The organism is Arthrobacter sp. BPSS-3 (genome assembly GCF_044628475.1).
Classification (GTDB): domain Bacteria; phylum Actinomycetota; class Actinomycetes; order Actinomycetales; family Micrococcaceae; genus Arthrobacter.
On record NZ_JBIMMV010000005.1, the window covers coordinates 20,921 to 42,067 of the forward strand.

A 21,147-nucleotide genomic window follows, 5' to 3' on the forward strand; every position below is an offset into this window, starting at 1 on the left:
CTCTTCCACCGTACCCGAAAATCGTCAGTAAGCTTAGTACCAGAGCGAAATCTCAGGTGAGGAGCAGCGATGGCGCGCGCCGATGAGTCCCGGGAGGCCGGGCGGAGTGAGACCTTTGACGAGAAGATGGACCGCAACTGGGGCGAGCTGCTGCAGGAACTCCGGGTGCTGCAGACGGGCGTGCAGATCCTGGCCGGCTTCCTGCTGACGCTGCCGTTCCAGAGCCGCTTCGAGAAACTGGACGGCTTCGAAATCGGACTCTACCTCTGCAACGTGGTCCTCGCGGCGCTCACCACGGCCCTGATTCTCTTGCCGGTCAGCGCTCACCGCCGGCTGTTCCGGCAGGGCCTGAAGGAGGTTCTGGTCTCCAGCGCGGACCGGATCGCGAAGACCGCCCTGGCCGCCGTCGCCCTTCTCAGCGTCGGGACGTCGGCTTTGGTTTTCGACGTCACGATCGGGCGGACCGCCGGGGTCGTGGCCGGCGCGGCGCTCCTGGCGGTCCTGCTGGTGCTACTGGTCCTGGTGCCGGACCGGCTTCGGCGGAAGGCCCCGGGGCGCAGCACCGTGAATGGCACTGACCACTAGCCGGCGGGGTGCTCCCTCCGCCCGGCGTCGCCCTCCCGGTCCGACGCGTCCGACGCGCGCTGCTCCGAGGCCGGCTGGTCCGACTCGGCCGGATGGTAGGTCTCGTCGAACGGCATCTCGTTGAGATCCAGCAGCTCGTTATCCTCCTGCCCCGCCACGAGTTCGTGGGCCTCTTCGACCGTGTCAACGCTCGGCATCGAGCCCATCAGCGGCCGGCCGGCCGTTTCCTTGATGAAGTAGACGGCGACCGCACCCACCGCAGACGTGGCCATGAGGTAGTAGGCGGGCATCATCTCGTTGTTCGTGCCGGCGATGAGGGAGGCGATGATGAACGGCGCTGTGCCGCCGAAGATGGCGACGGCGAAGTTGTACGCAATGCCCATGGCGCCGTAGCGGCTTTCAGTCGGGAAGAGCGCCGGGAGCGTGGAGGCGAGGTTGGCCACGTAGAAGGTCAGCGGGAAGGCGATCAACGCCAGCCCCAGCAGCGTGGACCAGATGGCTCCGATACCGATCAGCAGGAAGGCCGGAAGGGCCAGGACCACGGTGCCCAGCGAGCCGATCCAGAGCACCGGACGGCGGCCGATCCGGTCCGAAAGCTTGCCCGTCAGCGGGATCGCGGCGGACATCAGGACCAGAATCGGGATGGTGAGCAGGGTGCCGTGCAGTTCGTCGTAGCCCTTGTTCGAGGTCAGGTACGTGGGCATGTAGGAGGTGAGCGCGTAACCCACGGTGTTGGCGGCGGCCACGAGGATCATCGCCAGCAGGATTCCGCGCCAGTGCGAGGCGAAGATCGCTACCGGCCCCTTGGCGTCCGCGGATTCGCCTTCCGCCCCGCCGGTCTGCGCGTCGAGGCTGGCCTGGAACGCCGGGGATTCCTCGATCTTCATCCGGAAGTAGATGGCGATCAGCCCCAGCGGGCCGGCGATCAGGAACGGGAGCCGCCAGCCCCAGGCCTGCATGGTGTCCTCCCCGAGGGTGACCTGCAGCAGCGTGACCAGTGCGGCGCCGATGGCGAAGCCCATGTAGCTACCCAGGTCCAGGAAGCTGGCGAAGAAACCGCGCCGGGCGTCCGGGGCGTGCTCGCTGACGAACGTGGTGGCACCGGCATATTCGCCGCCGGTGGAAAACCCCTGGATCAGCTTGGTGGCGACCAGCAGCACGGCCGCCCAGATGCCGAGGGTGGCGTACCCGGGCAGCAGGCCCACCACGAAGGTGGACGCGGCCATGATGATCAGTGTCATGGCGAGCACCCGCTGACGGCCAATCTTGTCGCCGAGCCAGCCAAAGAAGACCCCGCCGAGCGGCCGGGCCACGAAGGTGGCGCCGAAGGTTCCCAGCAGGAACAGATTTTGGACGGTCTTGTCCGCCTCAGGCAGGAAGACCGGGCCCATGGTGGTGATCAGGTAGCCGAACACGCCGACGTCGTACCATTCCATGGTGTTGCCGACGATGGTTCCGCCGAGGGCCTTGCGCATCACGCGCCGGTCCACGACATTGATATGTTCGACCTCGAGCCGCCGTTCGCGGAGCTTGGGGCGGCGGGCGGTGCTGCGCTTCATGGACATGCGGATCTCCTGTCACGGCCACCGGTATGCGCGTGGCCCTGGCAGGGGGTCACGGCCCCCAATGAAGCAATCTTATTCAGCGGGGAGCCGCTAAACCAGAGTCTTCACCGCCACTTAGGCGCCCTCGAGCACCTGGCTGGTGGTCCAGGCGAGGTACTTGGCCGCCTTCGCCTGCGCCTCCTCGGGCGAAGGGGCCGTGTCCACAAGCTGCGCCGCCGCAACCACGCCGCGCCGTTCCAGGTCTTCCGGGGTGACCAGGATCCGGCCGGCGACCATGATCACCGGGATGCCGAGGGCGTGCGCGGCGTCGGCCAGCGCCACGGGGGCCTTGCCGGTCAGCGACTGCTCGTCGAGGGACCCCTCCCCCGTGATCACCAGATCTGCGCCGCGCAGCTTGTCGGCAAGGCCGGTGAGGCCCGCCACGAGCTGGAAACCGCTCTCCAGGGCCGCGTTGCTGAAGGCCAGGAACGACGCCGGGAAGCCGCCGGCCGCGCCGGCGCCGGGGACGTTGACGTCCCGGCCGGTGGCCTGCCGGAGCACGGAGGCCCAGTTCCGCAGGCCAGCGTCGAGCCGTTCGACGGCGTCCTCGTCAGCGCCCTTCTGCGGACCGAAGACGTGCGCGGCGCCGTCGGAGCCGTACAGCGGGTTCTGCACGTCGACGGCGATGCGCAGCGTCACGGCCGACAGTCGGGGGTCCAGTCCGCTGACGTCGACGGCCACGACGTCAGCCAGCGAGCCGCCGCCGAGGGGCACTACGTTGCCGTTGGCATCCAGCGGCTTGAGGCCCAGGGCGCGCAGGGCGCCGCTCCCGGCGTCGGTCATCGCGGACCCGCCCACGCCGAGGATGATCTCGGTGGCGCCGGCGTCGAGGGCGGCGGCGATCAACTGCCCGGAGCCGTAGCTGTGGGCACGCAGGGCGTTTTCCGGCGTGGGTTCCATGTGGGCGAGCCCGGAGGCCTGGGCGGTCTCGATCACGGCGGTGGCCCCGCCGAAGGCGTCCTTCCTGAGCGCCCAGGCCGCGCCGATCGGCGCCAGGATGGGCCCGACGACGGCGTTCAGCCGCTCCTCGTAGCCCGCGGCAACTGCGGCCTCCAGCGTCCCCTCGCCGCCGTCGGCGACGGGCAGCTGCAGCACGGAGGCCTCGGGGTAGACCCGGAGGGCCCCCTCGGCCATGGCGGCGGCTGCTTCGGCCGCGGTGAGGCTGCCTTTGAACTTGTCCGGGGCAATCAGGATGCGCATGGGTCCATCCTGCCAGCCGGGGCAGACAGCCAGGGACGTGCAGTCAGTCCCGCCACTGGCCGCGGTCTCGAAGCACAGCCTTGAGCAGGTCCGCCCTGTCCGTCACAATGCCGTCGACTCCGAGGTCCAGGAGCCGGTGCATCTCCGCCTCCTCATTAATGGTCCAGACGTGGACATGCAGGCCATGGAGGTGGGCGCGCCGGACGAAGCCCGCCGTCACCACCGGGACCGCCCCGAACCGGACCGGGACCTGCAGGGCGTGGACCCCGCGCAGTGCCCGCGCCGTCACGCGGCGCATCACCGGCGCCGGGAGCAGCGGACCCAGCAGCACGAACAGCGCGTTGGAGGCCATGCCGGCGGAGCTGGCGGCCGGCCGGCTCAGGAGGCGGAGGACCGCGCGGCGCCTGCGGTCGGAGAAACTGGCCACCAGCACCCGGTCGTGCAGCCCGTGCCGTTCGATCGCGGCTGCGAGGGTTTCCACCGAGTTCCAGTCCTTGACGTCCAGGTTCAACCGGGCGTCGGGGAATTCGGCGACCAGTTCGGCGAGTTCCGGGATGGGTTCGGTGCCGGCGATGCGCGCTCGGGCCACCGTCTCGGCGGAGAGTTCGGAAACGCGCCCGGCCCCGTCGGTGACCCGGTCCAGGGTCTCGTCGTGGAAGAGCAGCAGCACGCCGTCGGCGGTGGTGTGCACGTCGGTTTCCAGGTACCGGTAGCCGAGGCCGACGGCGGCGCGGAACGCGGCCATCGAGTTTTCCGCACCCTCCGGCGAGAACCCCCGGTGGGCGATGGCCACAGGGGCGTCGGGGGCGCCGTCGCGGGCGAGGAAGGGGTGCTCTGCGCTCATCCGGTCAGCGTACCGGAGCCGCGGTCCTAGCCGTGGGGCAGGATTTCGACGCCGTCGCTGCAGTGCAGCAGGGTGCGTCCGCCGCCGTCGAGGTCCACCCAGACGGTGGTGTGGTCCACGGTGAGCGCGTCCACGAATCCGGCCGCCTCGTAGCCCGGGGACAGCCGAACCCGGACCCGGTCGCCCTGGCGCAGGCTCTGCCAGTGGGCGTCCGGGGTGACCCGCCGCAGCGGCTGGTCGTCAATGTGTCGCTTCACGTTCCTGGCCATGATTGCCCGCCCTCAGTCATCCGATCCGTTCAGTGGTTTGAGCGTAGGAGGCCAAGGTGAACGGCAGTTGGCCGCGAGCTGGGAATCACATGTCCGCGGCGCGGGCGGCGCGACGGCGGCGCGGGCGGCGCGGCGCGACGGGTCAGGACAAAAGGCGGAGCGTCAGGGCTGGCGGACACCAAGGTCGGCGAGCCGTGCCTCCAGGATCTGGGCCACGCCGTCGTCGTCGAAGTGCGGGGCCGTGTGCGCGGCGGCGCGGATGGCGTCGGGGTGGCCGCTGGCCATGGCGTAGCCGTGGCCGGCCCAGCGCAGCATCTCGATGTCGTTCGGCATGTCCCCGAAGGCCACCACGTCCTCGGCGCCGAGGCCCAGGGCGCGGGCATATTCGGCGAGGGTCACGGCCTTGTTCACGCCCGGGAGGGAGAGCTCCAGGAGGGCCATATTGGGGGCGGAGTGGGTGGCGGCGGCCAAGTGGGCAACGGCGGGCGCGACGTCCGCGAGGAACTCGTCCGCGGTGCCTTCCCGGATGATCGCCATCAGCTTCACCACGGAATCGCCAGGACGGAGCGTCTCTTGCAGCGGGGCCGGGGTGACCTCGTCGAGCAGGCCGGCCGAGTTGCCGCCCAGGAAGTGCGGCTCCAGGTGGAAGCCGTCGAGGGTTTCGGCGGCGAACAGCGCGTCCGGCCGGATGCCCTGGATGATCCGCCGGGCCTCGAAGACTGATTCGAGGGCCAAGGCGCGGGAGGAGATGACCCGGTCGGATTCCAGGTCCCAGACCACGGCCCCGTTGGAGCAGATCACGGTTCCGGTGTGGCCCAGCTGGTCCCGGAGGGGGTGCAGCCAGCGCGGCGGCCGGCCGGTGACGAACACCAGCTCAACGCCAGCGTCGCGGCAGGCGTGGAAGGCGCGGACGGTCCGTTCGCTGATCCTGCCGTCGTGCCCCAGGATCGTTCCGTCGATATCGCTCGCTACCAGCCGCATGCTGCCAGTCTACGTCGGCGCCCCGGGCGGTGGCCCGGGGCGCCGACGCTTCAGTGCTGTTCGGAAAGTCTCAGTGCTGTTCGTAGATGCCGGTCAGCCGGGCCCGTCCGATGCTGTGGCTGAAGAGGTTGAAGCCAAGGAAGGCGGGGCTGCCGTCCGCGTCGACGTCGAGGTGCTCGACGTCGACGGCGTGCACCACAACGAGATAGCGGTGGGGACCGTGGCCCTTGGGCGGCGCTGCCCCCACGAAGCCGGCGAATCCGGCGTCGTTCTTCAGCTGCAGGGCACCCTGGGGCAGGTGCGCGCCGTCCTTGGAGCCCGCGCCGGCCGGCAGCGAGGTGACGTCCGCGGGGATGTTCAGGACGGCCCAGTGCCAGAAGCCGCTGGCCGTCGGCGCGTCCGGGTCGTAAACGGTGACGGCGTAGCTCTTGGTGCCTTCCGGGGCGCCGCTCCAGCTCAGCTGCGGGGATTCGTCCTCGCCGCCGGCGCCCATGAGTCCGCTGCGCTGCGGCGGCGGGAGGGTTTCCCCGTCGGCGAAGGATTCACTGCGGAGGTCGAAGGCGGGAACGTCCGGGAGCGGGGCATACGGGTCGTGGGAGGTCATGGCTGCCTTTCAGGTCTAACGCGGAGGCCGGGAGCTTACGGGGCCGTGCTGGTGTTCACGCTACCAAGTTCCATTGCGGAGAGTTCCGCGCGGCCGGGCGGGTTGGCGCCGGCCCGGGAGACGGTGACGGCGGCGGCCGCGGCGGCGTGCACCAGGAGTTCGCGCAGGCTGCCGGCGGAGAGGGAGCGCAGCTCGCCGCGGTTCTGCGCGCCGTCCAGGCCGCGGTCCACGATGCCGGACAGCAGCGCCGCCATGAACGAGTCCCCCGCGCCCACGGTGTCCGCCACCTTGACCCGGGGCGCCGGCGCCTGCGCCTCGCCGTCGGCGTTGACGCCCCAGGGGCCGTCCGCTCCGCGGGTGACCACCACCAGCGCGGGGCCCTCGGAGCCGCCCAGCGTGAGCCAGCGCCGCGCCGAATCCAGCGGATCCACGCCGGGGTAGAGCCATTCGAGGTCCTCGTCCGAGGCCTTGACGACGTCTGCGAGGGCGACGAACTTTTCGGCCTGGTGCCGGGCATAGACGGCGTCGGTGATGATGCTGGGGCGGCAGTTCGGGTCGAAGCCGATCGTGGCGGAGGGATGGGCGCGTTCGACGGCGGCGAATACGGCGGCGGCGCCGGGCGCCAGCATGGTGGCAATGGAACCGGTGTGCAGCAGGGTGGTGGCCTGCAGCATGAGCGGCAGCCGCTCGGTCAGGTCGGGCAGCTGCCAGGCGAGGTCGAAGGTGTAGCTGGCCGCCCCGGCGTCGTCGATCAGTGCCGTCGCCACCGAGGTGGGCAGGTCATCGGGGCCGAGGGGCAGCAGCACGGAGCCGGATTTCAGGTGCGCCGCCACCGCGTCGCCGTACTCGTCCCGGCCGTAGCGGCCAATGAACTGGACCGGGTGGCCCAGCCGGGCCAAACCGATGGCGACGTTCAAGGGGCTGCCGCCGACGTGGGCCCGGGTGCCGGAGGACCGCTGGACGACATCTACCAAGGCCTCGCCAATGACTGTGAGCATGGTCATACTCTGCCAGAGAATCCTGCACGGCGCCGCTCCCGGGGCGCTTTCCGGAAATACCCCCATGGGTATAATATTGAGGCATGTCGACTCCAGCCCCCAGCCATGCCGCGCGCCGCGATGCCGTCGGTTCCGCCGCCATCCTTGGCCTGCGCAGCAACCTCCCGCAGTTCCTGCTGCTGGTGGCGGTCAACGCGCTGGTGGGCGGAACCTTGGGCCAGGAACGCACCGTGCTGCCGCTGCTGGCCGGCGACGTGTTCCACCTGGACTCCTACAGCGCCGCCCTGACGTACATTCTGGCCTTCGGGCTGGCCAAGGCGGCCACCAACTACGCTGCCGGAACGCTGTCGGACCGGTTCGGGCGCAAGCCGGTGCTGGTGGCCGGCTGGCTGATCGCCCTCCCGGTGCCGCTGCTGCTGATCTTCGGGTCCAGCTGGTCCTGGATCGTTGCCGCCAACGTGGTGTTGGGCGTGAGCCAGGGCCTGACCTGGTCCACCACCGTGGTGATGAAAATGGATCTGGTGGGACCGCACCGCCGGGGCCTGGCCATGGGCTTCAACGAGGCGTCAGGCTACCTGGGTGTCGCCGGCACCGCACTCTTCACCGGCTATCTCGCGGCGACCTACGGCCTGCGGCCGGCCCCGTTCCTGCTGGGCGCCGCATTCATTGCCGTGGGTCTGGGCCTGTCCATCCTCACCGTCCGCGAAACGCACCACCACGCCAAGGCCGAGGCGGCATCACGCTCCGGTTCCGTGGCGGAGAGCCAGCCGGCTGCGACGGCGGACTCCAGGGCGGGTTCGGGCGGACTCAGCAGCCGCGAGGTCTTCACGCTCACCAGCTTCCGGGACCGCTCCCTGTCCGCGGTGAGCCAGGCCGGGATGGTGAACAACCTCAACGATGGCCTCGCCTGGGGACTGTTTCCGGTGCTGTTCACCAGCGCAGGCCTGCCGCTGGAGCAGGTGGGGATCCTGGCCGCCGTGTACCCGGCGGTCTGGGGCGCGGTGCAGCTGGTCACCGGGGCGGCGTCCGACCGCTTCGGCCGGAAGTGGTTGATCGCCGGCGGGATGGGCGTGCAGGCGGCGGGCCTGGTGATGGTCGCGGCGGGCCACGGGTTCGGCGTCTGGCTGGCCGCCGCCGTGCTGATGGGCGTCGGGACGGCCATGGTCTACCCCACGCTGCTGGCAGCGATCGGCGACGTCGCCCATCCGGGCTGGCGGGCACGGTCCGTGGGCGTCTACCGGCTCTGGCGCGACGGCGGCTTCGCCGTGGGCGCACTGTTGTCCGGCATCCTGGCCGACGCCTACGGGATTCCGTCGACGATCATGGTGGTGGCCGCCCTCACCGCGGCGTCCGGCGTGGTGGTAGCCCTGCGGATGCGCGGCACGGACCACCGGCGCTAAACGACCGCAAGGCGGGGCCGACGTCGCGCCCCGCCCCGGCCGCCGTCGTCGTTAGGAACCCGCCGCCGTCGTCAGGAACCCGCAGCGTCCTGCTGGTAGACGTCCGGAATACCGTCCTGGTCCGAATCCCGGCGCTCCTCTTCCTCCGCGATCCGGTACTGCCGGTTCCGGGTGGTGAGCACCGCGCTGGCGAGCAGGGCCGCGATGAAGGAGGCCGCCAGGATGCCAACCTTCGCGTGGTCGTCGTGGGGGCTGCCCTGGCCGAAGCTCAGCTCTGCCACCAGCAGCGAGACGGTGAACCCGATGCCGGCGAGGATGGACACCCCGGTGATATCGATCCAGCGCAGCGAGCCGTCCAGCCGCGCGCGGGTCAGTTTGGTCAGCAGCCACGTGGTCGCCAGAATGCCGATCGGCTTCCCGAGGACCAGCGCCACGATGATGCCCAGAGCCACCGGATCCGACAGCGCCGAGCCCAGGCCCTCCCAGCCGCCGACCGCCACCCCGGCGGAGAAGAACGCGAAGACCGGCACGGCCACGCCGGCCGAGATGGGCCGGAAGCGATGCTCGAAAATCTCCGAGAGGCCGGGCCCGGCCTCGGGTCCACCGCTGGCCTGCGAACGGATCACCGGGATGGCAAAGCCCAACAGCACGCCGGCCACCGTGGCATGGATTCCGGAGGCGTGGACCAGGGCCCAGGTGATGACACCCAGGGGCAGCAGGATCAGCCAGGCGGCGGGAGCCTTCAGGCCGAAGAATCGCCGGTACCGGTGGGCCAGGAACGTGTAGAGGCTCAGCGGCACGAGCGCCAGCAGCAGGGGCAGCACATGCAATTCCCCGGAATAGAACACCGCGATGATGGTGATGGCGATCAGGTCGTCCACCACCGCAAGGGTGAGCAGGAAGATCCGCAGGGCACTGGGCAGGTGCGAGCCGATGATCGCCAGGACGGCAACGGCGAACGCGATGTCCGTTGCGGTGGGAATGGCCCAGCCCCGGAGCGTCTCGGCGTTGCCCAGGTTCACCAGCACGTACAGCACCGCCGGTACCAGGACGCCGCCCGCCGCGGCCGCCACCGGGACGATCGATTTGCTCAATTGCCGGAGGTCGCCGGCAATGAACTCGCGCTTGAGTTCGAGCCCCACCAGGAAAAAGAAGATCGCCAGCAGGCCGTCCGCTGCCCAGGCGCCGAGGCTCAGGTTCAGATGCCAGGGTTCGTAGCCGATGGTCAGGTCGCGGAGCGCGAAGTAGCTCCCCGACGCCGGGGAGTTCGCCCAGATCAGGGCGACAACGGCGGCGGCCACCAGCAGCGCGCCGCCGACGGTTTCCTTGCGAAGGATTTCGCCGATGCGCAGTGATTCGGCGTAGCTGCCGCGGCTGAACAGGGCGGGACGGGAGGCGGGCTGCTTCGGTCCCGGCGTCCCCGGGCCCGGCGGCTGCGGGGAAGGGGTCGTGGGTGTCTGGCTCATCTGGGAAGTCCTCACGGTGGGGTCGACGAAATCATGCCGACCAGACTTCCCGGCGCACCTGACTCCAGTCTAGGCGATGGGCCCGGATCACCGATGGCCGGTCCGGCCGCCGGCTCAGGCGAGCAGCTGCTGGACCAGTTCCCGCGACTTCCGGTAGGCCGGCGCCTTCGTATCGATGAGGGCGAAGTGGTCGCCGGGGACATTGACCAGCTGAACCGCGGCTCCGGCGGCCCGGCCGGCGGCGGCATAGGTCTCGGACTGGCTGATCGGGACGGTGTCATCCTCCGTGGTGTGGAGCGCGACGACGGGCACGTCCAGGGGCACAGCGGTCATGGGGTCCGCATACTTATGCCGTTTGGGGTATCTTTCCGAAGAGCCGCCCAGGAAGTTGCTGACGGCCCCGTTGCTGAGGTCCAGCCGGTCCGCCTCGGCCAGGTTCAGCAGCCCGGACTGGCTCACCACGCCCGTCAGGTGCACCGCGGCGCCGTCGTCGTTGCGTTGCAGTTGCCGGTCCGCGTCCGGGAGTCCCAGCGCGCCCAGCCGGCTCCGCCCCGCGGCCCAGACGGCCAGGTGGCCGCCCGCCGAGTGGCCCAGCGCCACCACGCGGTCCAGGCCCAGGCCGTGCTCGCCGGCGGCATCCCGGAGCTTGTCGATGCCATTTAGGACGTCCGCGAAGGTCTGCGGCCAGCCGCCGCCGTTGCCGGCCCGTCGGTACTCGAGGTTCCAGGCGGCCATGCCGTGGCTCGCGAGGTCCTTGGCCAGCGGCTCGCCCAGTTCGGCCCCGTACTGGGAACGCCAGTAGCCGCCGTGAATGACCACCGCCACGCCCCTGGTTTCGGTGCCGCCGGGCAGGAACAACTCGGCCCACTGGCTGGGGTCGTCCCCGTAGTGATACTTCTGCCGCTTCACGGTGTCCTCCCGGGGGCCGGGTGAGCATGCCACGGCGGCGGCCCCCAGAGCCGCCGTAGCCGCGGCACCGAGCAACACTCGACGCCGCAGATCAGCCATGCCCAGAGCCTACCGTGGGCCCGAGGCCGGACGGCGGAGGCCCGGGCGGACGTCTCCGCGGGGAACCGGAGGGCGGCGGGGTCCGGGCACGCTGTCGGTGCCGCACCGTATGCTGGGGCGCATGGCAAGCAACTGGGACCGTTTGGACCCCGCACTGCGCGAATCGGTGCAGGAAAACGTGGAGCTCTACGAGCGGGTCCGCCCTGCCCTGAAACTCGTGACCCGGGACGTGCTGCTGACGCTGCGGACCATGTTGAAGGGCACCGAGGTGACCCCGCTGTTCGTCACCGGACGGACCAAGACGGTGGAATCCTTCCGCGAGAAGATCTCCCGGGTGGAGGAATCCGTGGAACCCGGGGCGCCGCCGGTGCTGAAGTTTCCGGACCCGTTCCGGACGCTCAATGACATGGTGGGAATCCGGGTGATCACCAAGCTTCCGGCGGAGAATGCCGTCGTTGCCAACCTGATCAAGCGGCAGCGGCAGCTCTTCGATTGCCGCGGTGACCGGGAAAAGGACATCGGCTCGATCGAGTCGGGGACCTACGGGTACTCCAGCCGGCACCTGATCCTGCGCAGCATCCAGAATGAGGCGGTCAAGGAGTACCAGCAGGTCTTCAACCCGGAGGCCCAGCCCAACGGCAGCTACTTCTTCGAATGCCAGATCCGGACGGTCTTCGCCCACGCCTGGAGCGAGATCGAGCACGACATCCGTTTCAAGGCCGAGGACCCGCGCGCCTGGACCCCGCAGTTCGACCGGCAGTTCACCGCCACCGCCGCGATGCTCGAGACGGTGGAAAGCGCGTTCGCGGACCTGCACGAACGCTACGAGGAGGTCCGCAGCTACTGGGACATGGAGGGCGAGGGCGCCGCACAGCTGACGCCGAACCGGATCCGCGATGTCTGGCGGACCCTGCTGCCGCACGTTGACCGGAAGGTCGACGACGACTGGGGCTGGGCCGCGGAGCTGATGGCGGCCCACGGGCTGAACCAGACCGTGGAGCTCGCGGGGCTGCTGAGCGCTGCCCGCATCACCGAGGTCCGCAAGGCCCTGGACCACCGCTACTCGCCCGGGCCGGACCGGCTGCTCGATGACCTGCTGCTCTGGGAGTACGGCCACGCTCACATCGACCTCACGGCCGAGCCCGCCGATACGGTGCCGCACCCCCGGCGGGACAGCCTGCTGCGCCGCCTGAAGCAGATCGAGCGTTACCGACTCACCAAGGGGTAGGACACAGCGGAGCTAGAGGGCCGTCGGCTCCAGTTTCTCCTCGACCACGGTGGCGTCGGGTGTTCCCGGCCGCTCGAGCCGCACCCGGTAGGCCGCCTTGCCTGGGGCTTCGGTGACCACGTCGGCGAGGTCGGGGCCGCGGTAGACCAGGCCGACGCCGTCGTCGGTGCAGTGCGTCTCCCCCAGCGTGCCGTCGGCCACCAGCCGGTGCACCGCTGGACGGCGCGCGGCCTCGGAGTCGTAGTGGACGCCATTGTCGTACGGCAACAGTGCCAGCCCGTTGTCCACGGCCCGGAGTTCCGGGCCGAATGAGTCGGTGGTGCCTCCCTTGAACCAGCAGATGGACCCGGCGGATACCCCGGCGAGGACGACGCCGGCCTCCCAGACGCGCCGGAAGATGTCGTCCAGGCCGTGTGCGCGCCAGACCGCCAGAAGATTGACCACCGAGCCGCCGTTGACCCAGACGACGTCCTGGCCCAGCAGGTACTCCTCGATGTTCCCGACGTTCGGCATGGTGAACAGGGTCAGGTGGCTGAGGTCGAACTTGGCCACCCTGCCGGCCTCGCTGAGTTCGTGGTTGAACCAGCGCTGGTCGCCGCTGGCCGTGCCGACATGGCTGATCCGCGGCGCCCGCCCGGAGACCCCCGACAGTTCGACGGCGTGATGCACCAGTTTGTTGAACTCGAAACGGGTCCGGGTGCCGGGGCGCAGGCCGCCGGACGTGGCGAGGATGGTACGACTGTCGGCGGTCATGGGTGCGGGTTCCTCCGGCGGATCAGGGGCGGTGTGCTTCGAGACTAGCCGTCATCTGCGCGCCAGCGGCTACCTTTGGAGGCAGGCGGCAGGCTACCTCCCGCCCCGACAGCCGAAAGAAGGTCTGGATGGACGGCGACGCCGGTGAATGGTTCCTCAGCGGCCCGGAGCGGGGAAACCCCGCCAGCGAGGTACAGGACGGCCGGGACGAAGGTCCCGCTTGGTCGGAGGGGAACCTGGTCCGGCCCCTGGTCCACGGGGTCACCTACTTCGGCCGCCTGTACGAGGAACTGTCCTCGCTGACCGCCGGCGACCGCGTCTGGTTCACGGACTGGCGCGGCGACGCCGACGAGCGCCTGGTGGCCGGCGGCCCCACCATCGGCGACCTGCTGGCATCCCTGGCGCGCTCCGGCGTCGAGGTCCGCGGCCTGGTGTGGCGCTCCCACGGTGAGCGCATCTCCGCACCGATCAGCGGCCGCTCCAACGAGCTGCTGGGCCGCGAAATCAACGACGCCGGCGGCGAAGTCCTGCTCGACCAGCGGGTGCGGATGTTTGGCTCCCACCACCAGAAACTGGTGGTGATCCGTCGCCGGGATGATCCGGCCCGGGATGTGGCGTTCGTCGGCGGCCTGGACCTGTCGCACAGCCGCAGGGACGATGCCGGCCACGCCGGGGATCCGCAGGCCGTGGAGATGGACCCGCGCTATGGTGACCGCCCGCCGTGGCATGACGCCGCCCTGGAGCTGCGCGGTCCCGTCGTGGCGGACGTGTTGGCCGCCTTCGCCGAACGCTGGAACGACCCCCACCCCCTGGACCGCAAGACCCCCTACCGAATGCTGCTGCAGCGCCTGGCCCGGATGCCGCGGCATCCCGAACCGCTGCCGGAGACCGCCCCGCCGCCCCCGCCGGCGGGTGGCCACGCGGTCCAGTTGCTGCGCACCTACGGGGTGAAGCGGCCGCCTTTCCCGTTCGCGCCCGACGGCGAACGCAGCATCGCCCGCGCCTACGCGAAGGCGTTCGGCCGCGCGAGGTCGCTGATCTACATCGAGGACCAGTATCTGTGGTCCCTCGAGGTGGCGGACGGGATCGCCGCGGCCCTGGAACGCAGTCCCGACCTCCGGGTGATCGCCGTCGTGCCGCGCTATCCGGACTCGGACGGCACCCTGGGCGGTCCGCCGCGCCGGCTGGGCCAGTTGAAGGCCCTGCACCGGCTGCACCGGGCCGCCCCGGACCGGGTGTCCGTGTTCGACCTGGAAAATGCCGCCGGAACCCCGGTGTACGTCCACGCCAAGGTCTGCATCATCGACGACACCTGGTTCACCTGCGGTTCGGATAACTTCAACCTCCGGTCCTGGACCACGGACAGCGAACTGACCTGCGCCGTTGTGGCCCCGGCCCTGGCCCGGGAGCTCCGGCACGAACTCTGGGCCGAGCACCTGGGCCTGGATCCGGCCGACCCCCGGATGGACGACGCCGATTCCTGGGCCGGCCTCTGGGAGGGGACGGCGGCCGCGCTGCAGAACTGGCACGACGGCGGTCGCCCGGGGCACCGCCCCGCGGGCCAGGTACGCCGCCACTCCGTCGAGACCGTGACCCGGCTGCAGCGGCTCTGGGCCGAACCGCTGTACCGTCTCGTCGTCGACCCGGACGGCAGGCCGCGGCGGCTGCGGGGAACCACTCAGTTCTAGAAAGCGGATCCTGACCACCGGCGGCCGCACGGGCTGACCCACCCTGACCTGCGGTTCCGTGCCGGAAGTGTCATCGGCGCGCCACTTGGCAAAAGATTGCAAGCACCCTTACTATTTCCTCTGAAGCGGCCCCCGGGCCGGGACTCACCAAGAACCATCCATATCTTCACCCAAAGAGTCATCAAGGAGTCATCATGTTGCTTTGGATCGCGATTATCCTGGCCGTTCTCTGGCTGCTCGGCCTGCTCGGCAGCATCGGCGGCGGGTTCATCCACCTGCTGCTCGTCGTCGCCGTCATCGTCCTGATCTTCCACTTCGTCCGTGGACGATCCTCGCGCGTCTAAGTACCGCGCAACCCGGCAATGGCGGGGGTGCTGACCTGGTCGGCTCCCCCGCCATTGCCATGTCCGGGCTAGCCTAGATCCGGTGGCCACCCGGGCCGCCGCCGGCCCTCAGGCCGGGGAAGGGAGTCCCGTGAAGAAGATCCTGTCCCGCGAACCCGGCTGGCGTCGGGAGGGGCAGATGCCCGACTACCGGTTCTCCCTGGCCAACGAACGTACCTTCCTGGCCTGGATCCGCACCGCGATGGCCATCCTCGCGGGGGCCATCGCCATCGACCAGCTCACGCCGCAGATCGCACCCCAGCCTGTGCGGGTGGTGCTGTGCCTGGTGCTCTCGGTCATTGGCGCCCTGCTGGCCGTCGAGGCCTACCGCCGCTGGGCCCTGCAGGAACAAGCCATGCGGAACAACCGCGAACTCCCACATGCCTGGCTGCTGGTGGCGATGACCGGAGTCATCGCCGCGGCCGCCGTCGTCTTCGCAGTCCTGATTCTGCTGGGCCGATGAGCGCCGCGGCCGACGGCGGAACGGTCCCGGGCCGGGACCCCGGCCTCCAGCCGGAGCGGACCTCACTGGCCTGGCGGCGGACCCTGCTGGCGCTCCTAGTGGCGGACTTCTTCATCTGGCGCTCCTGGCTCACTCACCTTGGGTTGGAACACGGCCAGGAACACATCCCCGAACAGGGCGGACCCGGCGGCTACGCGCTGGGCCTCGGAATTGCCGCCGCGGCCGCCGCGGCGGCAACGGTGCTGATCGCGGGCTGCGTCATTGTCCGGGCCCGGGTCCTGCGGCGCGGCACCGACGCCCCGTCCGCCGCCCTGCTCCGCACGGCCGCCGGTGCGGTCCTCCTGCTCGCCGCGGCGGTGTCCGCCAGCATCGTCCTCTCCCGCTGACCCACCCGAGGGAACGCCTCAGGGCGACGCCGCCGCTGTCATTGACCTCCGGCAGGGGCTTTACGCGATGCCGGTGGTGCCGAGCAGCAGGCCCACGGCGTAGGTGAACGCCATGGCCAGCGCACCGCCGATCACCAGGCGCAGGGTGGCCTTCCGCTTGGAGCTGCCGCCGATCCTGGCGCTGATGGTGCCCGTGATGGCCAGTGCAATGACGACGGCGACGAAGGTCAGCGGGATGCGCACCTCCGCGGGGGTCAGGATGATGGTCAGGAACGGCAGGATCGCGCCAACGGTGAAGGCGATGGCCGAGGCCATGGCGGCGTGCCAGGCGCTGACCACCTCGTGCTCGTCGATCTTCAGCTCGGCCTCAAGGTGCGCACCCAGCACGTCATGGTCGGTCAATTCCCGTGCCACCGTCTGGGCCGTAGCCGCCGAGAGTCCCTTCGCCTGGTAGATCGCGGCGAGCTCCGCCAGTTCGCCCTCGGGATCCTCCGCCAATTCGCGGCGCTCCTTCTCGATCAAGGCTCGCTGGCTGTCGCTCTGGCTGCTGACGGAGACATATTCCCCAAGAGCCATAGATACCGCGCCACCAACGACGGCGGCCGCGCCGGCCACCAGGATGGGGGTGACATCGTTCGTTACACCTGCCACGCCCACCACGGTCGCGGCGACGGAAACAATGCCGTCATTCGCGCCGAGGACGCCGGCCCGCAACCAGTTCAGCCTGGCGGCAATGCTCTCGTCGTGCGGTTCGTTGGCGTGCAGCGTGGCGTCAGTCATGGCCTTAGTAAAACACCCGGCGGCATGCCGCGCCACGATGATCCGCGGGCGGGCGGGATGGGACGCACGTCGTCGGACCCGCCGGAGGCCCGCCCGAAACCCGCCGGAAGCCCCCGAACGCCCGCACAGAGGGCCCCTCCGGCTCTGGCGCGGCCCCCGCCCCGTGCCTAGAGTGGCCCCCAAACGCTCAAATGAAGGTCCAAAGACGGTCCAACGAAGGGACATCGATGTCATTTCAGGCCTACCTTGACTCCATCGAGGCCAAAACCGGACTCACCCCCAGGGAGTTCCTCAACGCCGCCCACCAGCGGGGCCTGACGGGCACCTCCGTGAAGGCCGGGGAGATCCTCGACTGGCTCAAGGCCGACTACGGACTGGGCCGCGGCCACGGGATGGCCCTGGTGCACGTGTTCAAGCACGGCCCCGGAATCAGCGCCAAGCACGTCGGCACCACGGGCGCGCACAGCGACGCCACCGACACCCTCTGGCTCGACGGCAAGGACTCGAAGCCCGGGACGTAGGCCCTGAACCTAGGCCCGGGGCACGCCGTCGGGGATCAGTGCCCGGCGCCGAGCTTCCCGCCGAGCCGTTCCCGCATCCGGACGCTGGCGTCGTTGAGACCCACGATCTTCACGTCCTTGCCGTGGTGGCGATACTTCTCCGTGATCGCATCCAGCGCCGCCACCGTGGAGGCGTCCCAGAGGTGGGACGCGTGCAGGTCGATCACCACGAACTCCGGGTCCAGCGCATAGTCGAACTGCGTATAGAGCTCGTTCGAGGAGGCGAAGAACAGCTCGCCGGTCACCGTGTAGGTGGCGGTGTCATGGCCACCCGCGGTGGAAACCGTGCGTTCCACGGTCACGAAGTGCGCCACGCGGCGGGCGAACAGCACCATGGCGACGAGCACCCCGACGCCGACGCCGACTGCCAGGTTGTGGGTGGCGACGGTGCCGATGACCGTGGCCACCATGACCGCGGTCTCGCTCTTGGGCATCATCTTCAGGGTGCGGGGCCGGATGCTGTGCCAGTCGAAGGTGGCCACCGACACGAAAATCATCACTGCCACCAGTGCCGCCATCGGGATCAGGGACACGATGCCGCCCAGCACCGCCACCAGGATCAGCAGGAAGACGCCGGCCAGGAAGGTGGAGATCCGGGTGCGGGCGCCGGAGGCCTTGACGTTGATCATGGTCTGGCCGATCATCGCGCAACCACCCATGCCGCCGAAGAAGCCGGTCACGATGTTGGCCACGCCCTGGCCCCAGGCCTCGCGGGACTTGGGCGAACGGGTGTCGGTAATGTCGTCGACCAGCTTGGCCGTCATCAGCGACTCCAGCAGCCCCACGAAGGCCATGGCCAGGGCGAACGGGAAGATAATCTGCAGCGTCTCGACAGTGAAGGGGATGGACGGGATCAGCAGGGACGGCAGCGAATCCGGCAGTGCACCCTTGTCCCCCACGGTCGGGACGGCGACGGCGGCCAGCACGGTGATGAGCGTCAGCACCACGATCGCCACCAGCGGGGCGGGGACGGCGGTGGTCAGCTTCGGCAGCCCGAAGACGACCACGAGGCCGAGGGCCGCCAGCGGGTACACCAGCCAGGGGACGCCGAGGAGTTCCGGGACCTGGGACATGAAGATCAGGATGGCCAGGGCGTTGACGAAGCCCACCATGACCGAGCGCGGGATGAACCGCATCAGCTTCGCCACACCGGACAGCCCCAGGATGATCTGGAAAATGCCGGCGAGGATGACCGCCGCGATGAGGTAGTCCACGCCGTGGGACGCGACCAGCGGTGCCATCACCAGGGCCACGGCCCCGGTGGCGGCGGAGATCATGGCGGGACGGCCGCCCACAATCGAAATGGTGACGGCCATGGTGAAGGAGGCGAAGAGGCCGATCCGCGGATCGACGCCGACGATGATCGAGAACGCAATCGCCTCCGGGATCAGCGCGAGGGCAACGACGAGGCCGCCGAGGACCTCGGTCTTCAGCCGCCGCGGGGAGGCCAAGGTGGCCCGGACGGACTGACGTTCTTCGGGCGTTGGGGCGGGTGCGGGCACGGCGGTTGTCACGGCCACTGCTGGCTCCGTTTCTGATGGGGCGCCGGGGCGCCACGGATCCCGGGACCTGCCCGGGTCTGGCGAATGCTTGGATGCGTCGATTACGGGCGCCTCACTGCGCCTGAGAAGAGCGGGACGGCTTGGCCATCACACCGCGTTACCACCAACTCTACCCTAACGTGATGGTAGAGTTGAACGTCGAACGGACGGAGACCTTCATGACGGCCAACAGCACCACCATGCACATCGGCGAACTGGCGGAACGCACGGGCCTGTCCCTGCGCACCATCCGGCACTACGACGACGTCGGCCTGCTGCCCGCGTCCGCCCGCACCGATGGCGGCTTCCGCGTCTATTCGGAGGCCGACGCCGAACGGCTGATGGTGATCAAGCAGATGAAACCGCTCGGATTTTCCCTGGAGGAAATGGCCGAGATCCTGGCCCTGCTCGGCGCGGACACCCCCGCCGCCACCACCCCCCTCGCCGCATTTCTGGAGCGCGCCGAAATCCAGCGCGCCAAGATGGCCCGCAACCTCGCCCAGGCGGACGAGTTCATCGCCATGCTGGGCCGCAGGACCGCCTAGCCCCGCCTGACACACTCCCCGCACCCCCGGTCACAAAGTGGCCCCGCGGGCGCGCCGAATGGCACCATTCTTGGATGCTTGAGGCAACTAAATCTTCAGACTCCCGCGCCGACGCGGACACCCCGGCCAATCCCGCCCTCGCCGCCGAGGCCCGGATCGCCCGCATCGCCGTTACGGTCTTCCCGCTCCTGGTGGTGGTGGCCGGCGTCGTGGGCTTCCTGGCACCGGGCGCCTTCAAGCCGCTCGCACCGAGCGTCCCGTATCTGCTCGGCATCATCATGTTCTGCATGGGGCTGACCCTCACTCCGCCGGATTTTGCCTCCGTGGCGAAGCGGCCGTGGGCCGTGGTGCTGGGCATCGTGGCGCACTACGTCATCATGCCGGGGGCCGGCTGGCTGATCGCTCAGGCGCTGCACCTCGAGCCGGAACTCGCCGTCGGCGTCATCCTGGTGGGCTGCGCGCCGTCGGGCACCGCCTCGAACGTGATGGCCTTCCTGGCCAAGGGCGACGTCGCCCTCTCGGTTGCCGTCGCCTCCGTCTCGACGCTGATCGCCCCGGTTGTCACTCCCCTGCTGGTGCTGTTCCTGGCCGGTTCCTACCTGCAGATCGACGCCGCCGGAATGGTGCTGGACATCGTCAAGACCGTGCTGCTGCCCGTGGTCGCGGGCCTGCTGGCGCGACTGTTCCTCAAGCGCGCGGTGGCCAAGGTCCTCCCGGCCCTGCCGTGGGCCTCGGCCGTGGTGATCTCCCTCATCGTGGCAATCGTGGTGGCCGGCAGCGCGAGCAAGATCGTCGCCGCCGGCGGCATCGTCTTCCTCGCCGTGGTGCTGCACAACGGCTTCGGCCTGGGCCTGGGCTACCTCGCCGGCAAGCTGGGCCGCCTGGACGACAAGGCCCGCCGCGCCCTGGCGTTCGAGGTGGGGATGCAGAACTCGGGCCTGGCCGCGACGCTGGCCACCGCGCACTTCAGCGCCCTGGCAGCCCTGCCCTCGGCCGTGTTCTCGCTGTGGCACAACGTCTCGGGGGCCATCGTGGCCGCCTGGCTGGCGCGCCGTCCGCTGCGCGACGCATAGACGAGGCGGAGGGTGGTACCCGGCGCACACGCCGGCACTCTGCCCCGCGGTGCAAACGCTGCCGCCTGCGTGCCGACGGCTTTTGCCGCCGGCCCGCAGGGGTTTTCGTTTTAGTACCCGGTGCTGCGTCCGCCGCCGAGGACCTCGGCGGTACCGGAGAGCCCCAGCCGGGTGGCGCCGGCAGCGATCATCGCCTGCGCCGCGGCCCAGTCCCGGATGCCGCCGGAGGCCTTGACGCCCAGCCGCGGCGCGACCGTCCGTGCCATCAGTTCGACGGCGTGGGTGGTGGCTCCGCCGTCCGGGTGGAAGCCCGTGGACGTCTTGACGAAGTTGGCCCCGCCGGCCTCGGCCGCTTCGCAGCAACGGACGATCTGTTCGTCGGTCAGCGCCGCGGTCTCGAGGATGACCTTGAGTACTGTCGGCGCGGGCACTGCCTGACGCACGGCGCTGATGTCCCGTTCGACGGCGTCGTAGTCACCGGCCCAGGCCGCGCCGACGTCGATCACCATGTCGATCTCGTCGGCGCCGTTGCTCACTGCCTCACGGGCCTCGGCCGCCTTGACGCTGCTGTGGTGCTTGCCGGACGGGAACCCGCAGACGGCGGTGATCCGCGTCCCGGTCCCGGCCAGGGGCAGCATAGACGGCGAGACGCAGACCGAATAGGCCCCCAGCCGCGCTGCTTCGGCGGCGGCCTGTTCGGCTTCCGTCCGTGTTCCCGTCGATTGCAGGAACGTGTGGTCCACCATCGCGGCCAGGCCGGCCGCGGTCAGTTCAGTCATGATTCTCCT

At 69.9% G+C, this 21,147-nt stretch carries 23 protein-coding genes; 10 read left to right on the forward strand and 13 right to left on the reverse strand.

Features of this window, described 5'->3' with window-relative positions; genetic code table 11:
* Positions 1–69: 69 nt before the first annotated feature.
* Positions 70–585, forward strand: coding sequence for a DUF6328 family protein (locus tag ACFVY3_RS09310; protein WP_400159521.1), 516 nt, complete (start codon positions 70–72; stop codon positions 583–585).
* Here ACFVY3_RS09310 and ACFVY3_RS09315 read toward each other — a convergent pair.
* From ACFVY3_RS09315 to ACFVY3_RS09345, 7 genes are all read right to left on the reverse strand, one after another.
* On the reverse strand, positions 582–2,150 hold the full coding sequence (locus ACFVY3_RS09315; RefSeq protein WP_400159522.1) for an MFS transporter: 1,569 nt from the start codon (positions 2,148–2,150) through the stop codon (positions 582–584). The two genes, ACFVY3_RS09310 and ACFVY3_RS09315, sit on opposite strands and share 4 nt — an antisense overlap.
* A 114-nt stretch (positions 2,151–2,264) precedes the next feature.
* Positions 2,265–3,389: a glycerate kinase gene (locus ACFVY3_RS09320; RefSeq protein WP_377971101.1), complete on the reverse strand. Its 1,125-nt coding sequence runs from the start codon at positions 3,387–3,389 to the stop codon at positions 2,265–2,267.
* A gap of 43 nt (positions 3,390–3,432) precedes the next feature.
* Entirely contained in the window at positions 3,433–4,233 is an 801-nt protein-coding gene (locus ACFVY3_RS09325; protein WP_400159523.1) for a glycerophosphodiester phosphodiesterase, read from the reverse strand.
* Between the two features lie 26 nt (positions 4,234–4,259).
* The gene (locus ACFVY3_RS09330; protein ID WP_290257051.1) at positions 4,260–4,502 is read right to left on the reverse strand and encodes a hypothetical protein; all 243 of its coding nucleotides are present in this window, start codon (positions 4,500–4,502) and stop codon (positions 4,260–4,262) included.
* A gap of 162 nt (positions 4,503–4,664) precedes the next feature.
* Positions 4,665–5,483, reverse strand: coding sequence for an HAD family hydrolase (locus ACFVY3_RS09335; RefSeq protein ID WP_400159524.1), 819 nt, complete (start codon positions 5,481–5,483; stop codon positions 4,665–4,667).
* Positions 5,484–5,553: 70 nt separating this feature from the next.
* Positions 5,554–6,087: a YbhB/YbcL family Raf kinase inhibitor-like protein gene (locus ACFVY3_RS09340; protein WP_400159525.1), complete on the reverse strand. Its 534-nt coding sequence runs from the start codon at positions 6,085–6,087 to the stop codon at positions 5,554–5,556.
* Positions 6,088–6,122: 35 nt separating this feature from the next.
* A complete protein-coding gene (locus ACFVY3_RS09345) occupies positions 6,123–7,085 on the reverse strand; it encodes a carbohydrate kinase (RefSeq protein ID WP_400159526.1) in 963 nt (320 codons plus the stop codon).
* An 83-nt stretch (positions 7,086–7,168) separates the two neighbouring features.
* Here ACFVY3_RS09345 and ACFVY3_RS09350 point away from each other — a divergent pair, with 83 nt between their 5' ends.
* Positions 7,169–8,485 carry an MFS transporter gene (locus ACFVY3_RS09350; protein ID WP_400159527.1) on the forward strand — a complete coding sequence of 439 codons (1,317 nt, stop codon included), beginning with the start codon at positions 7,169–7,171 and terminating at the stop codon, positions 8,483–8,485.
* A gap of 71 nt (positions 8,486–8,556) precedes the next feature.
* On the opposite strand, the gene nhaA is transcribed toward ACFVY3_RS09350, so the two are convergent.
* Positions 8,557–9,951: a Na+/H+ antiporter NhaA gene (gene nhaA / locus ACFVY3_RS09355; protein ID WP_400159528.1), complete on the reverse strand. Its 1,395-nt coding sequence runs from the start codon at positions 9,949–9,951 to the stop codon at positions 8,557–8,559.
* 114 nt (positions 9,952–10,065) lie between these two features.
* Positions 10,066–10,860, reverse strand: a complete 795-nt coding sequence (locus ACFVY3_RS09360; RefSeq protein ID WP_400159659.1) for an alpha/beta hydrolase — start codon at positions 10,858–10,860, stop codon at positions 10,066–10,068.
* A gap of 220 nt (positions 10,861–11,080) precedes the next feature.
* On the opposite strand from ACFVY3_RS09360, the gene ACFVY3_RS09365 reads away from it, so the two are divergent.
* Positions 11,081–12,187, forward strand: coding sequence for a (p)ppGpp synthetase (locus ACFVY3_RS09365; RefSeq protein ID WP_364137999.1), 1,107 nt, complete (start codon positions 11,081–11,083; stop codon positions 12,185–12,187).
* A gap of 12 nt (positions 12,188–12,199) precedes the next feature.
* On the opposite strand, the gene ACFVY3_RS09370 is transcribed toward ACFVY3_RS09365, so the two are convergent.
* Entirely contained in the window at positions 12,200–12,940 is a 741-nt protein-coding gene (locus tag ACFVY3_RS09370; protein WP_400159529.1) for a Type 1 glutamine amidotransferase-like domain-containing protein, read from the reverse strand.
* Between the two features lie 128 nt (positions 12,941–13,068).
* Here ACFVY3_RS09370 and ACFVY3_RS09375 point away from each other — a divergent pair, with 128 nt between their 5' ends.
* From ACFVY3_RS09375 to ACFVY3_RS09390, 4 genes are all read left to right on the forward strand, one after another.
* Positions 13,069–14,628 carry a phospholipase D family protein gene (locus ACFVY3_RS09375; RefSeq protein WP_400159530.1) on the forward strand — a complete coding sequence of 520 codons (1,560 nt, stop codon included), beginning with the start codon at positions 13,069–13,071 and terminating at the stop codon, positions 14,626–14,628.
* A gap of 194 nt (positions 14,629–14,822) precedes the next feature.
* Entirely contained in the window at positions 14,823–14,972 is a 150-nt protein-coding gene (locus ACFVY3_RS09380; protein ID WP_290257060.1) for a lmo0937 family membrane protein, read from the forward strand.
* 130 nt (positions 14,973–15,102) lie between these two features.
* Positions 15,103–15,474, forward strand: a complete 372-nt coding sequence (locus ACFVY3_RS09385) for a YidH family protein (RefSeq protein WP_377971079.1) — start codon at positions 15,103–15,105, stop codon at positions 15,472–15,474.
* Positions 15,471–15,860 (forward strand): DUF202 domain-containing protein, encoded by a 390-nt coding sequence (locus tag ACFVY3_RS09390; protein WP_377971077.1) that lies wholly within the window; start codon positions 15,471–15,473, stop codon positions 15,858–15,860. Before ACFVY3_RS09385 ends, ACFVY3_RS09390 begins: the two co-directional genes overlap by 4 nt.
* Positions 15,861–15,920: 60 nt before the next feature.
* On the opposite strand, the gene ACFVY3_RS09395 is transcribed toward ACFVY3_RS09390, so the two are convergent.
* Complete coding sequence (locus ACFVY3_RS09395) at positions 15,921–16,640, reverse strand: VIT family protein (protein WP_364138007.1); 720 nt, start codon at positions 16,638–16,640, stop codon at positions 15,921–15,923.
* 227 nt (positions 16,641–16,867) lie between these two features.
* Here ACFVY3_RS09395 and ACFVY3_RS09400 point away from each other — a divergent pair, with 227 nt between their 5' ends.
* Entirely contained in the window at positions 16,868–17,161 is a 294-nt protein-coding gene (locus tag ACFVY3_RS09400) for a DUF4287 domain-containing protein (RefSeq protein ID WP_290257064.1), read from the forward strand.
* A 35-nt stretch (positions 17,162–17,196) separates the two neighbouring features.
* Here the strand turns inward: ACFVY3_RS09400 and ACFVY3_RS09405 are convergent, their stop codons facing one another.
* Positions 17,197–18,720 (reverse strand): SulP family inorganic anion transporter, encoded by a 1,524-nt coding sequence (locus tag ACFVY3_RS09405; RefSeq protein WP_400159531.1) that lies wholly within the window; start codon positions 18,718–18,720, stop codon positions 17,197–17,199.
* A 164-nt stretch (positions 18,721–18,884) separates the two neighbouring features.
* Between ACFVY3_RS09405 and ACFVY3_RS09410 the strand changes: the two genes are divergently transcribed.
* Positions 18,885–19,286: a MerR family transcriptional regulator gene (locus ACFVY3_RS09410; RefSeq protein ID WP_290257066.1), complete on the forward strand. Its 402-nt coding sequence runs from the start codon at positions 18,885–18,887 to the stop codon at positions 19,284–19,286.
* Positions 19,287–19,360: 74 nt separating this feature from the next.
* Positions 19,361–20,359 (forward strand): bile acid:sodium symporter family protein, encoded by a 999-nt coding sequence (locus ACFVY3_RS09415; RefSeq protein ID WP_290257067.1) that lies wholly within the window; start codon positions 19,361–19,363, stop codon positions 20,357–20,359.
* A gap of 110 nt (positions 20,360–20,469) precedes the next feature.
* Here ACFVY3_RS09415 and deoC read toward each other — a convergent pair whose 3' ends face one another.
* Positions 20,470–21,138 carry a deoxyribose-phosphate aldolase gene (gene deoC / locus ACFVY3_RS09420; protein ID WP_400159532.1) on the reverse strand — a complete coding sequence of 223 codons (669 nt, stop codon included), beginning with the start codon at positions 21,136–21,138 and terminating at the stop codon, positions 20,470–20,472.
* Positions 21,139–21,147 lie beyond the last annotated feature (9 nt).